General features: G+C 66.7%; 15 protein-coding genes. 8 read left to right on the forward strand and 7 right to left on the reverse strand.

The features are described 5' to 3' along the window. Positions 1–206: 206 nt before the first annotated feature. Both ACQCSX_RS04535 and ACQCSX_RS04540 read left to right on the forward strand, forming a co-directional pair. Entirely contained in the window at positions 207–1,124 is a 918-nt protein-coding gene (locus ACQCSX_RS04535) for a tyrosine-type recombinase/integrase (RefSeq protein ID WP_427017888.1), read from the forward strand. Between the two features lie 254 nt (positions 1,125–1,378). Next, entirely contained in the window at positions 1,379–2,131 is a 753-nt protein-coding gene (locus ACQCSX_RS04540) for a hypothetical protein (RefSeq protein WP_427017889.1), read from the forward strand. Between the two features lie 24 nt (positions 2,132–2,155). On the opposite strand, the gene ACQCSX_RS04545 is transcribed toward ACQCSX_RS04540, so the two are convergent. Both ACQCSX_RS04545 and ACQCSX_RS04550 read right to left on the reverse strand, forming a co-directional pair. Next, the gene (locus ACQCSX_RS04545) at positions 2,156–2,623 is read right to left on the reverse strand and encodes a hypothetical protein (protein ID WP_427017890.1); all 468 of its coding nucleotides are present in this window, start codon (positions 2,621–2,623) and stop codon (positions 2,156–2,158) included. An 11-nt stretch (positions 2,624–2,634) separates the two neighbouring features. Further along, positions 2,635–2,925: a hypothetical protein gene (locus ACQCSX_RS04550; RefSeq protein WP_427017891.1), complete on the reverse strand. Its 291-nt coding sequence runs from the start codon at positions 2,923–2,925 to the stop codon at positions 2,635–2,637. Between the two features lie 636 nt (positions 2,926–3,561). Between ACQCSX_RS04550 and ACQCSX_RS04555 the strand changes: the two genes are divergently transcribed. From ACQCSX_RS04555 to ACQCSX_RS04570, 4 genes are all read left to right on the forward strand, one after another. Beyond that, a complete protein-coding gene (locus tag ACQCSX_RS04555) occupies positions 3,562–3,900 on the forward strand; it encodes a helicase associated domain-containing protein (protein ID WP_427017892.1) in 339 nt (112 codons plus the stop codon). 28 nt (positions 3,901–3,928) lie between these two features. Beyond that, positions 3,929–4,201 carry a hypothetical protein gene (locus ACQCSX_RS04560; RefSeq protein WP_427017893.1) on the forward strand — a complete coding sequence of 91 codons (273 nt, stop codon included), beginning with the start codon at positions 3,929–3,931 and terminating at the stop codon, positions 4,199–4,201. A 309-nt stretch (positions 4,202–4,510) separates the two neighbouring features. Further along, positions 4,511–4,903 carry a hypothetical protein gene (locus tag ACQCSX_RS04565; protein WP_427017894.1) on the forward strand — a complete coding sequence of 131 codons (393 nt, stop codon included), beginning with the start codon at positions 4,511–4,513 and terminating at the stop codon, positions 4,901–4,903. Continuing rightward, positions 4,863–5,051: a hypothetical protein gene (locus ACQCSX_RS04570; protein ID WP_427017895.1), complete on the forward strand. Its 189-nt coding sequence runs from the start codon at positions 4,863–4,865 to the stop codon at positions 5,049–5,051. The genes ACQCSX_RS04565 and ACQCSX_RS04570 overlap by 41 nt, the downstream gene beginning before the upstream one ends. Before the next feature lie 83 nt (positions 5,052–5,134). Here ACQCSX_RS04570 and ACQCSX_RS04575 read toward each other — a convergent pair whose 3' ends face one another. Beyond that, entirely contained in the window at positions 5,135–6,112 is a 978-nt protein-coding gene (locus ACQCSX_RS04575; protein WP_427017896.1) for a threonine/serine dehydratase, read from the reverse strand. Continuing rightward, the gene (locus ACQCSX_RS04580; RefSeq protein ID WP_427017897.1) at positions 6,109–7,095 is read right to left on the reverse strand and encodes a PhzF family phenazine biosynthesis protein; all 987 of its coding nucleotides are present in this window, start codon (positions 7,093–7,095) and stop codon (positions 6,109–6,111) included. Before ACQCSX_RS04580 ends, ACQCSX_RS04575 begins: the two co-directional genes overlap by 4 nt. Positions 7,096–7,354: 259 nt before the next feature. On the opposite strand from ACQCSX_RS04580, the gene ACQCSX_RS04585 reads away from it, so the two are divergent. Next, the gene (locus ACQCSX_RS04585) at positions 7,355–7,750 is read left to right on the forward strand and encodes an Hsp20/alpha crystallin family protein (RefSeq protein WP_427017898.1); all 396 of its coding nucleotides are present in this window, start codon (positions 7,355–7,357) and stop codon (positions 7,748–7,750) included. Between the two features lie 333 nt (positions 7,751–8,083). After that, positions 8,084–9,457, forward strand: a complete 1,374-nt coding sequence (locus ACQCSX_RS04590) for an IS1182 family transposase (protein ID WP_427018966.1) — start codon at positions 8,084–8,086, stop codon at positions 9,455–9,457. Positions 9,458–9,773: 316 nt separating this feature from the next. On the opposite strand, the gene ACQCSX_RS04595 is transcribed toward ACQCSX_RS04590, so the two are convergent. The 3 genes from ACQCSX_RS04595 to ACQCSX_RS04605 all read right to left on the reverse strand — a co-directional run bounded on the left by ACQCSX_RS04595 (position 9,774) and on the right by ACQCSX_RS04605 (position 13,524). Next, positions 9,774–9,938 carry a hypothetical protein gene (locus ACQCSX_RS04595; RefSeq protein ID WP_427017899.1) on the reverse strand — a complete coding sequence of 55 codons (165 nt, stop codon included), beginning with the start codon at positions 9,936–9,938 and terminating at the stop codon, positions 9,774–9,776. Positions 9,939–10,109: 171 nt separating this feature from the next. After that, positions 10,110–11,210 carry a glycosyltransferase gene (locus ACQCSX_RS04600; protein WP_427017900.1) on the reverse strand — a complete coding sequence of 367 codons (1,101 nt, stop codon included), beginning with the start codon at positions 11,208–11,210 and terminating at the stop codon, positions 10,110–10,112. A gap of 1 nt (position 11,211) precedes the next feature. Next, positions 11,212–13,524, reverse strand: a complete 2,313-nt coding sequence (locus ACQCSX_RS04605) for a glycogen debranching N-terminal domain-containing protein (RefSeq protein WP_427017901.1) — start codon at positions 13,522–13,524, stop codon at positions 11,212–11,214. Positions 13,525–13,675: the final 151 nt, after the last annotated feature.

Raw genomic sequence — 13,675 nt, forward strand, 5'->3', positions numbered from 1 at the left:
TGAGTAGTTGCCCTAATTCTACCCGGGGACCAGAGCTACATAAATCCGGTTAAGTGCCCCTGGATGAGCCCCGCCCTCTTTGGAGGGTGGGGCTCATTTGGCGTAGGGTGGGGGCTTCCCCAAAAACGACGGCGGCCCGCCCAGTCCTGGCAGACTGAACGGGCCTTTGCCGTCACCATCGCTGACTAAAGCATCATGGAGACGACGTGAACCAGAATACCCTCATTGGCCTGCCCAATATCCGCCTGACCAGCACCTGTGACCTGGTAGCAGCCGGATTCCTGGCACGCTACAGCGGCAAGACGCGCGAGTCCTACCAGGTCAGCCTGAGAATCCTGTGGCAGTGGTGCAACAGCGTCGGGCTGGAAGTCCTTGACGCAAAGCGCCCGCACCTCGAGTTGTTCCTGCGCTACCTTGAGGAAGGCCGGGGCAACCAACCGGTCACCGTGGCCCACCACGCCTCCATCGTGAAGTGCTTCTACCGGTTCGCGGAGATCGACGGCTATATGGAGAAGGACCCGGCCGCGCACCTGCGCGTGCCGCGCGTCTACATCGACGAGTCCAAAACCCTGGGCTTGGAGCGGGCCGAGCTGGGCGCCCTGATCCAGACCGCCCGCGCCTCCCACCCCACGGACGGGGCACTGGTGGCTTTGCTGGGCATGATGGGGCTGCGCGTCTCGGAAGCGTGCGCGGTGCAGGTCGAGGACTACCAGCTGATCGAACGCGGGCACAGGGTGTTGAAGATGGTGGGCAAGGGCGGGAAGCCGGCCACGATGCCGATCCCTGTCCAGGTGCTGCGGATGCTTGACGCGGCCGCCGGCGACCGCGCCAGCGGCCCGCTGCTGCTGCGCCAGTCCAACGGGCAGGCCATGAACCGCAAGGCCGCTGCGCTGGCCATCACCCGGCTGTGCAAGAAGGCTGGCATCACCCAGAAGATCACCCCGCACGGGCTCCGGCACTCCTATGTCACGGCATGCCTGGACGCGGGGGTGCCGCTGCGGGATGTGCAGATCGCCGCCCGCCACTCCGACCCCCGCATCACCGCACGGTACGACCGGGCCCGCCACAACCACGACCGGCACGCGAACCACACGCTCGCCGCGTTCCTCGCCGGCGCGGCGTAACCAATAGAACGCCCCACCATCGAAAAAGTGGGGCCTTCTGTGATCTCTCCTGGCGGACGTGCTGCAGGCGCCAGCCTTCGGGCACCCGGGCGTGGAGGGCGGCCAGTCCGCCGTCGTAGTCGGCTGCCTCGGCTTCGATGTCTTGTGCCTCGTCAGTGCCTTCTCCTAGTGTCGGCCCGTGCAAACCGCCCAAGCCGTCCCCACCACCTGCGGCTGGGCGTGGCACCCTCATGGGAAGACAGAAAGTGTGGGCAATGATCACCATCTCCTCGACCTTGGACGCCGGCAGCCCCAAGCGGCCATCAGCGCTTCACGACGGCGGCGACCCCAGCGACCCCTATGGCGCCCTGGATGGCGGGTCGGTCTATCAACCCCACGCATGGACCGGCCAATGGTGGGATTCCCTCCCCCACGCCTACAAGGAAGCCGACCAAAGCGTCAATCCCGAACTGGGCGGCTACCCCATGCTCCGGTTCATGGACGGGCCCGGCCGCATCGCCGGGGAAATCGCAGACATCACCAACGGCATGTACGCCGGCGCCTACACCGATCCTGAGACCGCCCCGGATTCGATGCTGCGCTGGCTGGCCATGATGCTCGGCGTCCCGCCCCGCCAACGGCAAGTCCCGTTGCCGCAGCTGCGCACCCAACTCCAAGTCCTCACGAGCGCTGGCCGGCCCGCCGCCGGCACCCGGGCCATGCTGCAGGAAATCACCAAGACCTTCCTGACCGACGGCGGGCAGTGCCTGGTGGAGCCGTCCAGCACCCGGCCCCATGTCCTGATCCTGTACGTGCGCGCTTACGAAGTGCCAGACGGGGACCTGGCAGCCCTGGCCAGCCGTGTGCAAGATTCCGGCTACGTGCCTGCCGGGCATGTGGTGGAAGCGAAACCGGTCATCACGACCTGGGACGCATGGGAAGACACCGCCGGTGTCACATGGGACCTGAAAGAGGCGAACATTCCCACCTGGAACAGGTCCGACTCCGCCGGCGTCATCCTCGAATAGCCCCGGCGGGTCTGACCGGCGCGGCTACTGCAGGCTGTGCAGCTCTTTGGCCCTGGCAAGCCGGGTGGCGATCCTTTGGCGTGCCTGGTTGGGCCGAAACCTGTCGGGCGGCCAGTGGGCCAGCCAAACCTCCAGCACGGCAACCTCCGCGGCATAATTCCTGATCCGCCGGTGGACGACGGCCGTGCGTTCAAACCAGTAGGGGTCCGGCTCCCGGGTGTCGTACTGGGTGAGGCTGGCAGCGGCGGCCCGGAGGTCTGCCATGATGTCCAGCGCCTCCGGGTAGCGCTTGGCACGGGTCAGGTCATCGACGGGCAGCAGCCACCGTTCCATGTCCCACCCGGCCACTACGCGACGGGACCACATTTCCTCACTGTTGGCCACCATGATGAGCCTGTCCACCTCACTGCCCGGGATGGAGGTGACGACTTCGCCGTCGAGCTCGACGGAAATGTCCTCCCACCCTTTGTCGGGCAGGTTGGGTGAGGACATGCGCCAGCCCGTCATGGGGTCTTGGCATCTTTGAGGCGCCGGAGGACTTCCTGGGTCAGCTGGTTGTCGGTTGCGTCCCGCAGCGCGCCGGGACCGATTTCTGTGGCCAGCTCGGCGGTGGTGATGAACCCGGCGGCGACGAGCGCCGGCAGGATCGGGGCCCGGTAGGCCCGGCAGATGTCGACAACGGTCTGCACCTTCAGGTCGCTCTCACCGGACAGTTGCCGGTTGAGCGTGTTCGGCGCGATGTCGGCGGCCTGGGCGACCGCGCGATTGCTGTGGCCGTGCGTGATGGCGTCCAAGTGCTCACGAAAAGTATCTATCATTGGTACAGCTTGTGCCAATAACGGGTCAGGCGCAAGGCCGGAGGCGACCAATCTGCACCTGCACCATAAGACCCCGCCCCCTCCCGGTGGTGAGGTCTTGCTTCACCTCTCCTGGCGAATGAACAGTAGCCGCCACCCCTCGGGCACTTGGGCTCTCAGCGCTTCCGGCGCGCCCTCATAGCCGCCACCCTCGGCCGCGATATCCCTGCCTCGTCAGCCTCTACATTCCTGATAGTTCCCATGATCTTCACGCACCAAGCTTAGGCCGGGCCCTATGCTGGTGCCGTGCAGATGAAATGGGGGCCGATACCCGGGCCGATCGGGGTACACCCGGAGTGGGAACTCATGTACCGGGCCGGCGTGCCCGTGGCACGGATTGCTGCCCTCTGCCATGCTGCACGGGCAACGGTTGCCCTTCACCTCAGGAACCAATGCGCCAATGACCCCACACTGCGGACCGAACACCTTGGGAACCTCAAACTTGGCCCGCCGCGGCCGCCGCGACCGACGCCGGTATGGCGGGCCCGCCGGGCCCAGCTTTTCGCCTTCATATCCGCGCACGGCCGACAGCCGCGACGCACCGACGCCGGGGACTTCGAAGACTCCCTGGCCATGTGGCTCATCGACCAGCGCGCCGGGCTCGCCAAAGGATCCCTGACCCGAGAGAAGATCGCCGCCCTGGACGCGGTGGGGAATTGGCGCTTGTCCGCACGGTCCGCAGCGGACGCCCGGCGCTGGCAGCAGCGCCTGGCAGAACTCGCCGCGTTCATCCACGCGTCTGGGCGCTGGCCGAGGTGGCGCGGGTACACGTCCGAGCACGAGCGCATCCTGGGCGTATGGCTGCACGCCCAGCGGCAGCAGCACCGCCGCAGCAAACTCGGCTCCGCCCAAGTCGCCAGCCTCGACGCCTCGGCACCGCACTGGGCAGACAACCACCGCTACACGCCATAGTGTCGGCGGCCGACCGCATCATGGTGGAATGGAAGAACCGATGCCCGTTTTCTGGCACCGCGCCAAGATCGAGCACCTCATAGAGAACCCGCCCAGCACGCCCGTTACCGTCCTCTCCGGTGATGCCAGGATCCTCGCCAAAGTCCGGGCCACCTACGGCCGGGTCGTCGCATACACGCCCACGCACGGCCTCTACGAATGGGCTGACGGCGGCGGTGAACTCAGGGCACTGTGGGAAGAAGCCAAGCAGATCCGGCGCGTGACGGCGCAGGAATGGAAAGGCCGGCCGCTACCGGACTGACGCATCAGGCCCATGATGGGAAACGGGGGCAGATGCCATGGGAAAACGGGGGCCAAAGTCGTTGACACTGTCAACGGCCAGGGCCTAATGAGAACCTTGAGTCGCACACAGTCCCCTGTAAACTCAACACCTAGCACTCGTCAGCCGACGAGAAATAGGCGTTGGAGGTGGTTCAAGTCCCCCTCCGCGCACAAATGAAGCCCTTCGGACATTGAAAGATGTCCGGAGGGCTTTTTTGTGCCCTCCCGAGGGCTGGGCCGGTGCCGCACTCCCGGCCGCGATGTCGGTGGCTTCGGCTACTGTGGCCGGGTGAACATACTTCCCGAATGGGTCCAGTGGATCCAGGCGCTGGCACCGGCCGCCGCGTCCGTGGCCGCACTGGTTGCCGGCTCCCTCGGCTGGGCCACCTATTCCCAGCGCCGGACGGCGGACAGGCGGGACCAGTGGTGGAAGCGGGCCCAATGGGCCATCGATGCGTCCATGGATGCCGATGACAACGAGCGCCAGGTCATCGGGGCGGCCATTTTGGTGCATCTGGCCGAGAGTGACCTCTGCATGCCCGATGACAGGGATCTGCTCCTGCAGGTATTGGTCGCGGCGCGGGATGCTGTGCTGGACACCGAAGAGCCAAACGGGGAAACTGGGAGTGAAGGAGGTGGCGATGATGGCAAACCATCTGAAGACGAAGCCGAAGCCGGATGACACCAACGGCGCGGACCACGAGCGCGGCTACGAGGTGGCACTCCCGTCCAAGGGCGTCACGGTCACTGTCTCCACCCAGGCCAAGGCGCGTGCCCTGCGCGAGATCGAAAAGGGCATCGCGGCGTTGAGCAAGCCCGCCATCCGGTAGGCGCGGCCCGGAGAATTGCGTGTGGCCCGGACAGCTGTCCGGGCCACACGGCGTTTAACGCCCGGTGTTCAGAGCCCCCGCGGCTAAAGGCCCAGGTCCGAGGGATCCGTGTTGGCGCCGCACACGACGACGACGGTTCGCGAGTCGGGTGCGGGCACGTACGCGCCGCTGAGCACGGCCGCCAGGGCCGCGGCCCCGCCGGGTTCCGCCACAATGCGCAGCTCGCGCCAGAGGAACTGGCGCGCCGCCACAATGTCCTCCGGCGCCACCAGCACCGAGGTTGCCCGGGCATTGACGGCCGCGGCGAATCCGCCGTTGCCAATCCGCCGAGCGCCAAGGGAATCCGCGGCAATGCCCGAAACCTCCACATCCACGGGCTCCCCCGCCGCCAGCGCGGAGTGCAGCGTGGGGCAGCCCACGGGTTCGACGGCGATGATGCCGGCGCGCCCGGCCCACCAGGAGGCGATGCCGCCCATGAGCCCGCCGCCGCCCACTGCCACCACGATGGTGTCCGCATCCGGCACCTGGGACTCGATCTCGCGCCCCAGGGTGCCCTGTCCGGTCAGCGTGGCCAGGCCGTCGTAGGCGTGGATCTGGAATCCCCCGGTCTCGGCGGCGCGGGCCACACTGGCCTGGTGCGCCTCGGCAAAACTTGAACCCACCAGAGTGACGGTCGCCCCGCGGCTGCGGATGCCGTTGACCTTGACCTGTGGCGCAGTTTCAGGCACAAAGATCTCCGTCGGGATGCCCAGGGCCGCCCCCACGTGGGCCACGGCCAGGCCGTGGTTGCCGCCGGAGGCCGCGATAAGCAGTTCCGGACGCTCGGACGCGGACAGCACCGAGTTAAAGGCCCCACGCGGCTTGAAGGAACCCGTGTGCTGGAGTTGTTCCAGCTTCAGCGTGACGGTCCGGCCCGGGGCGTATTCGACGTCGACGACGGGTGTGCGGCGCACGCGGCCACCGATCAGCGCGGCGGCCGCCTCGATGGCCGCCCGGTCGGGAAACAGAGCGCCGGGGGCCGGAGCGCCGGCGGCTCCGGCACTGGTCCGGGCCGGGCTCATGCGCCGGCCTCCATGGTGCCCGTCCCGGCCGTGCCCGTCCCGGCCGTGCCCGTCCCGGCCGTGCCCGTCCCGGCCGTGCCCGTCCCGGCCGTGCCCGTCCCGGCCGTGCCTGTCCCGGCCGTGCCCGTCCCGGTTGCGTCTGTCGCCGCCAGCCCGATTTCAACGGCCGCGCCCGTGACGCGGATGCCGCCCTCGGACGGGATGTCCACCAAAATCTCCGACGGACGCCCCACGTACTGCCCCTGGTGCACCACCACGCGGCCTGGCACCTCGACGGCCTCCAAATGCCGCAGGTAGGCGCCCAGCGACGCCGCGGCGGAACCGGTGGCCGGATCCTCGCGCACGCCGCCGGGCGGGAACGGGTTCCGGACCTCGAAGCTGGATGCTCCAGTGCGGAAAACCACGTCCACCGTGGCCTGCCACCCCTGCCCGGCCATCAGCTCCGCGAGGGCCTCGTAGTTGTAGTCCAGGTTGGCCAGAATGCCGGCAGCGGCCACCGGCACGATGGGGTGCCAGTTGCCCGCAAAGGCCTGCAGCAGCGGCAGCAGCGGGTCCAGGTCCGATTCCTGCAGGTTCAGGGCCGCCAGCAGAGCCGTCCGCACAGGCGCGTCGACGCCGCGGACCTGCGGCTGGACGGAGGTCAGGGTGGCCGTGAAACCGGCGCCTGCCGCCTCGGTGTCCACGGCGATCTCGCCCACCGGCGTGCTGAAAATGTAGGCACCCACCCCTTGCCGTTGAGCCAGCGCCACGCCCGTCGCAATGGTGGCATGCCCGCAGAACGGCACCTCGGCCGCGGGGGCAAAGAAGCGCAGTTGTGCGCGGCCCGGCGCCAGGGCACTAAGGAAAGCCGTCTCGGAATAGCCCAGCTCGGCAGCAATCTCCTGCATCCGGGCGTCGTGCAGTCCATCGGCGGGGAGCACCACACCGGCGGGGTTTCCGCCGGCCGGATCTGAGCTGAATGCGGTGTAGCGAAGTATCTCCATGGCTTTAGGCTAGCCGCCACTGTGCTCCTCCACACCCAAGGTGGCATGGCCAACAATGCTAGGGTGGACCGATGTGGCAGCGGTTGGGTGAGCCAAGGGATGTCGCCCCCGTCTCCTTCCGGACGGTGGTATCGCGGAGTAGTGTTTTAGCGTCTGGGGATTCGTGTTCGACCGGCCGTGGTTGCGACAGGCTCGCACTGCGTGCCACCGGTGGTCGAACCTGACGAGCGGAGAACTGATCATGGATGGGTTCGGAGGGATGAACCACTTTGAACTGCCGGAGTCCCTGCGGCGGCTCTTTGAGGGTGGCTGGGAATCGCCACGGCTCCGGGTGGAGGAATACAAGGACGGCCAGACGGCGGTTGTCAGGGTCGAGCTGCCGGGCATTGATCCGGACCGGGACGCCGATGTGTCAATCAGCAACGGCATCCTGACCATCAAGGCCGAACGGCGCGAGGATACGGAACGCAAGGGGACGAGCGGTTACCGCTCCGAGTTCCGCTATGGCTCCCTGTCCCGGAGCATTCCCCTGCCGCACGGCATCCGGGAAAACGAAATCAAGGCCTCCTACAAGGACGGTGTCCTGGAGATCCGGATTCCGGTCGCGTCGGAAGGCGAAGCCGCATCGTCAAAGGTTCGGATCGACCGGGACTGACACTGACGGAGTCCTTGTCCAAAAGCTGCAGTAGGCCCTGCCATGGAGGAGCTGCCCCGCCGCGGCTGATGGCTCCCGCTGCGGTGGGTCCATCGACCCGATGTGCAAATGTGCCTAGGTGCGTGTGCCAGTAGTGGTTTTGGATAGTTTTTAAATCGCCGGGAGATTTACCGGGCTGGCGGTGGTGGCGCTGGGAGGATTGGGGGTATGGATGCTGCTTCTTCCCCCGATCCTTCTGTCCCTGAGCTGCAGCCGGAGGAGGGCTTGTTCGACGAGGCGCTTGTGGAGCGCGTCGAGCTGGTCGTTGATGATGTGGTGGATACCCGGGGCGGGGTGAATAAGCGGTTCAAGCCCTTTGAACCGGATGCGGTGATGCTGGTCCCGCCGTCCCTGGACGAGTGGCTGTCGGAGGGTCATTTGGCCCGGTTCATTGCCGAACTCGTCGACCATGAACTGGACCTGACTCGTTTCTATGCCGCCCATGCCAAGGCCAAGGGCCAGCCGCCCTATGATCCTCGCCTGATGTTGCGGATCGTGCTCTACGGGTACTGCGTCGGGGTGCGCTCCTCGCGTGAGGTCGAGCGGGCTTGCACGGACGTTGTCGCGTTCCGGTGGCTGGCAGCCCAGCAGGGACCGGACTTCCGCTCGATCGCCCGCTTCCGCGAACGGCACTTGGCCGCCCTGGCGAACGTGTTCCTCCAGGCGTTGGAGCTGTGCCAGGCCGCTGGCATGGTCTCCCTGGGCAAGGTCGCACTGGACGGGACGAAGGTGCGGTCGAACGCGTCCCGGCACAAGGCCATGTCCTACGCCCGGCTCACCGGCAAGCAAAAGGTCCTGGCGGAGGAAATCAGCGCCCTGATGGAAGAGGCGAAGACTGTCGACGCGAACGAGGATGCCCGCTTCGGGCCGGGTAAGCGCGGGGACGAACTTCCCGCGGAGCTCGCAAACCGGCAGCGGCGGGCTGCGGCGATGGCCCTCGCCCGGGCCTCGATCAAAAAGGAAGCAGCCGACAAGGCCCGCCAGCTGGCTGAGGAAAAGGCCCGCAAACGCGGCGATGACGATGATGACATCACCGCCGCCGGGGACAGGGCCGCCGCGGAGGCGGAGCCGAAACCCACCGCGCAACGGAACTTCACCGACCCGGACGCGCGGATCATGAAGACCGCGGACGGTTCCTACCATTACAGCTACACCGGACAGGCTGTCGTGGATTCCGACCACCAGGTCATCGTCGCCACCGAGCTGAACAATGTTGCCGTCGACGTCCAGCAACTCGAGCCCATGATCAAGCGCACCATGGACACCGCCGGGGCCATGCCCAAGAACTGGAGCGCCGATGCCGGGTACTGCTCGGCCGCCAACCTCGAACACGTCAAAGACGTTCAAGCGCAGCATGCGACGGAGTTCTTCATCTCCACCCGCCGCATGAAACACGCCTCCCCGGTGCCCGAATCACCGCGGGGCCGGATCCCGGCCAACGCCACCCCGGCCGAACGCATGGCCCGGAAGCTGAAAACCAAGAAGGGCAAGAAGATTTACGCCCGGCGCAAGGCCATCATCGAGCCGGTCTTCGGGCAGATCAAGACCCGCCAGGGCAAGCACCTACTGCTGCGCGGGATGGAAAAAGCCGCCCGGGAGTGGGAACTGCTCGCCGGCTGCCACAACCTGCTCAAACTCCACACCTACCGCACCAACCAGGCCATCTGAGAGGGGAAGGACCCAGCAAAGCGGCCACCACGGCCCCGGCAAGGGCGCCGCCACATACCGCCAGGACCGGCAGAAGGCGCCGAACCGGCTCCACCGGCCCGACCGCCCCCAAACCGGTACGGACCCGGCTTGGAACTGACGAATTCCGTCACAACACGACGCCGCACCTCAAACCACTACTGGCACACGCACCTAGTGGGACGGGCACTGCACCATGGCTCGCGCATGCTGCCCGTTGGAATGCGCCAAGAACCGCACAGGAATCCCGTGCGGCCTTCGGGCGTGCGCTAGGCGCCGATGTGGGGGAAGGGCCAGGCTAGGCGTTCCTGTGGCCCGACATCGAGCGCGTGATGAACATGATCACGGCGATGACCGCGAGCACAATGCCAACCCAGAGCAGGAACTGCAGGGACTGGAAGAAACCGCCGGTGAGCAGCAGCACAACGGCCACGATGGCAACAATGGTAAGCAGTGGGGACATGACAGACAGCTTTCTACTGGATGAGGGAATACCCCATCATTGCCATCATATCCCCAAATGGGACCCGCGGTATGTTATAAGCACCCGTTTCGGCCGTCCTGGCGGCCCGCTCCTGAACGGTCGCCGGCGGATCCCCCACCGTCCCGCTGCTTCCGTTCGGAGCCTCAGGTGCTAGACGCCTGAGAACTCGGCCTCCCCCACTTCCCGGCTCCCCTGGCGGGCGGTGGCGCGGGACCCATCTTTGGTGCCACCGTGGCCGCCACCAAGGAGTTCTTCGTAGAATCCCACGTGCTCGGCAACCATCCGCTCGGCGCTGAACTGCGCTTCCGCCGCCCGCCGGCACGCTCCCCGGTCCAAGGCAGCGGCCGCCAACAACGCTTCCGCCAGTCCGTGCAGGCCGCCGCGCAGGTAGCCGGTGAGGCCGTCCTGGACTATTTCCGGTGCCGAACCGCGGGGCGTCGAGACCACCGGGGTTCCGGTGGCGAGGGCCTCGATCATGACCATGCCGAATGGTTCCGGCCATTGGATGGGATTCAGCAGGGCCACGGCCCCACCCAGCAGGGCGTACTTGTCCGCAGTGTTCAGCTCGCCAAGGTATTCGATCTGCGGGCCCAGAAGCGGCTTGATCACCGCGGAAAAGTACTCATGCTCCTCGGGGGCGTACATTTTCGCGGCGATGCGGAGCGGCATCTGGGCCAGCAGGGCGGCCTGGATGGCCTGGAGCAAGCCCTTGCTGGGATGCATCCGGCCCAGAAAGCAGGCATAGCCGCCGTCGCCGGTTCCCAGGCGGACCGCGGCCGTATTGAGGCCATGGTGGATGACCTGCCGGACCACCGACGCCGGGGCGGTGCCGGCCTGGTGGTGGGAAATGGCAACAAGGGCCGCGTCCCGGGCAATCGCCCGGTAGACGTCCCCCAGCCCAGCGGCGAAGGGCCCGTGGGCCGTCACGGCCACGGGCATGGTGGGGGGCCTGTGCCGGTACAGGCCCCCGGCGAGGGTGTGGTCATGGATGATGTCCACGTCCGCCATGCCCGCGTAGGCGATGATGCTGTGCCGGAGTTCGTCCACGCAGGCCCCGATCGAGGCCGCGTCCCCGACGGGCAGGCCCGGCAAAAGGTCCACCGGGCAGGTGCTGTCGGCGGACGCCGCCAAAAGCACCTCGTGGCCGGCTGCAGCCAACCCGCGCGCCAGCGTGTCGACCATGGATTCTATGCCGCCGTAGGCGGGCGGCGGTACGGGGATCCAGGGCGGTGCCACCAAGCCGATGCGCATGCTAATCCTCCTGTTGTTGTCCGGCACCGACGCGGTGCACGTCAAGCAGATCCGACAACGGTTTGCGGGTCCCCAGATGAAGTCCAATGCTGTCCGGCAGGCCCCCGACCACGACGCTGCCGCCGGAAACCTCAACGGAAATCCGTGACCCGGCCAAGAGAATGTTCCCTATCCTGACGTCACCAAATCCGGCCGGCAGTTTCGGGGCCAACCAGAGTCCGCCGTGGGACAGGCAGGGATCAAAGCCAAGGAGGATGCGCATCAGATGAATCGGAGTAGCGGCGGCCCATGCCTGCGGAGAGCACGAGGCCGGGTACGGAACCGGCACGGGATACGCGGTCCTGTCCAGGCCGCAAAAGAGCTCCGGCAGCCGCCCGCCGAATGCCTCGGCCGCATCCAGGAGTCCGGTGGCGATCCGCTGCGCCGCGCCCACAAAGCCATAGTGCCTGAGGCCGCCGGCGATCAGCGCATTGTCATGCGGCCAGACCGACCCGTTGTGGTAGCTCGCCGGGTTGTAGGCCGCCATGTTCGAAGCCAGCGTCCGCACGCCCCAACCGGTGAACATCTCCTTGGACATCAGCCGTTCCGCGACCAAGGCGGCCTTGTCGTCGTCGACGATGCCGCTCCAGAGGCAGTGGCCCATATTGGATGCACACGAGTCCACGGGCTGCTTGTTCCGGTCCAGCGCGATGGCAAAATAACCCCGTTCCGGCAGCCAAAACCGCTCGTTGAATTCTTCCTTTAAGGCAGCCGCCCGCGCCCCCCACTGCGCTGCCAGATCCGCATCGCCGGCGTCCTGGGCCATCAACGCGCGGCTCAGATACGCGGTGTACACGTAGCCCTGGACCTCACACAAGGCAATGGGCGCCGCAGCCATCGTTCCGTCGGCGAAGTTGATCCCGTCCCACGAGTCCTTCCAGCCCTGGTTGATCAGACCGTGGTCGGTGGCGCGGGCATACTCCACGAAGCCATCACCGTCGGCGTCGCCATAGTCGCGTATCCAGTCCAGGGCCCGGTCCACGGCCGGAAGGAGGGATCTGGTGACGTCGGACTGGAATCCCCAGCGGGTCAGCTCCCCGGCGAGGGTGACAAACAGGGGTGTGGCATCGACCGACCCGTAGTAGGCGCTTCCGCCGCCCAGCGCCAGACCGGTGCTCGCCCCGAACCGGACCTCATGCAGGATCCGGCCCGGTTCCTCTTCACTGCGCGGGTTAACTTCCCGCCCCTGCCGATCGGCCAGCGTCTGCAGCGTTCCCAGTGCCAATGACGGATCCAACGGCAGGGTCATGAAGGAGGTGAGCAATGAATCACGCCCGAACAGCGCCATGAACCATGGGGACCCTGCGGCGACCACCACCCGGCCGGGATGGTCGGGATCAAAGATCCGCAGCGAGCCCAGGTCCTCCCGGCTCTGCTGGAGGACCTTCGCGACGGCGTCGTTGGCGAGTTTCGCCGTGGGGACGTGGCTTTGCCACGCCAACAGCCGTTCTTCCGGAAGGGCGGCCGACAGTACACGTTCGGAGGCCGGGATGTCCGCCTCGGGACCGATCCCATCAATGCTTGGCGTGATGGTGAGGGTGGCAGACCAGTACCCTTGTGGGGCGATGTCGACCTGGTAGGTGATCGTGTGGGAATCGATGGTGGCGCCGGGAGCCGCGATGGTGACCATCCGATGCTGGCCCTGCCGCGCTGACTCAATGACCAGCAGGTCGCCGTCGTGGCGGGCGGTATGCCCCAACTCGTGGCGCGTCCGGCCGTCCTTGACTTCGAAGAGGTCGGCAAAGTCCGCCCGGACGGTCAGTGCGACCGAACATTGGGCGGTTCCGCCGGAATAGTTTCTAACTGTCAGTTCCTCCCGAACTCCCCCGTACAGGCTTCTGCGGCGTTCGATCAGCAGGTGGCTGTCGGCCAGACCGTCGGTGCGCGCGGCACGTCCGATGAAGTTGGCCCGAAACGGGTCGGTGGTCGTGTTGCCCAGTGATTCGACGGGGCTGCCATTGATGGCCAGCGTCCAGCCGGACACAAACCGGGTGTCCCGGAAGAAGACGCCGTGCGGGCGCGCCGGCTCCATGTCCCCATTGGCGGCGGAGATGCAAAAGGATGTGCCGGCCAAAAGGGTCACGGCCCCCGCGCCGGCGGATCCTGCACCGTTCTCGGCGTTCCACCCGGCCATCACGGGCCCCCTTGTCCCAGGCGACGGGAGAGGGGAACATCTTCGTGCGAGCGGACTCTGGTGGGCGGCCCCGCGGCGGCACGCGGCGGTGGTGGACCGAAAACTTTCGTTGGGTTGCAGGTTCCGGGCATGGGCTTCCAATCCAAAACTCCGTTGTAGAGAAACTCGTTGGCGGCGTTCAAGTCAGCCGCAAACGGCTTGTCCCGCTTCCCCCATGCGGAAGGATGCTGTCTCTGTGAATCTTAGCAACGGCACCCTGGCATGAGAAGGTCGCGCGGTGGAGACGCGCACC

This window comes from Pseudarthrobacter sp. P1, assembly GCF_050156935.1.
GTDB lineage: Bacteria > Actinomycetota > Actinomycetes > Actinomycetales > Micrococcaceae > Specibacter.

Coding starts and splice junctions, on each gene's coding strand:
- ACQCSX_RS04545 (WP_427017890.1), bottom strand. CDS start 2,623: ATGTCCTCACCCAACCTGCCCGACAAAGGGTGGGAGGACATTTCCGTC.
- ACQCSX_RS04595 (WP_427017899.1), bottom strand. CDS start 9,938: ATGTCCCCACTGCTTACCATTGTTGCCATCGTGGCCGTTGTGCTGCTG.
- ACQCSX_RS04540 (WP_427017889.1), top strand. CDS start 1,379: ATGATCACCATCTCCTCGACCTTGGACGCCGGCAGCCCCAAGCGGCCA.
- ACQCSX_RS04555 (WP_427017892.1), top strand. CDS start 3,562: ATGTGGCTCATCGACCAGCGCGCCGGGCTCGCCAAAGGATCCCTGACC.
- ACQCSX_RS04560 (WP_427017893.1), top strand. CDS start 3,929: ATGGAAGAACCGATGCCCGTTTTCTGGCACCGCGCCAAGATCGAGCAC.
- ACQCSX_RS04600 (WP_427017900.1), bottom strand. CDS start 11,210: ATGCGCATCGGCTTGGTGGCACCGCCCTGGATCCCCGTACCGCCGCCC.
- ACQCSX_RS04585 (WP_427017898.1), top strand. CDS start 7,355: ATGAACCACTTTGAACTGCCGGAGTCCCTGCGGCGGCTCTTTGAGGGT.
- ACQCSX_RS04570 (WP_427017895.1), top strand. CDS start 4,863: ATGATGGCAAACCATCTGAAGACGAAGCCGAAGCCGGATGACACCAAC.
- ACQCSX_RS04580 (WP_427017897.1), bottom strand. CDS start 7,095: ATGGAGATACTTCGCTACACCGCATTCAGCTCAGATCCGGCCGGCGGA.
- ACQCSX_RS04575 (WP_427017896.1), bottom strand. CDS start 6,112: ATGAGCCCGGCCCGGACCAGTGCCGGAGCCGCCGGCGCTCCGGCCCCC.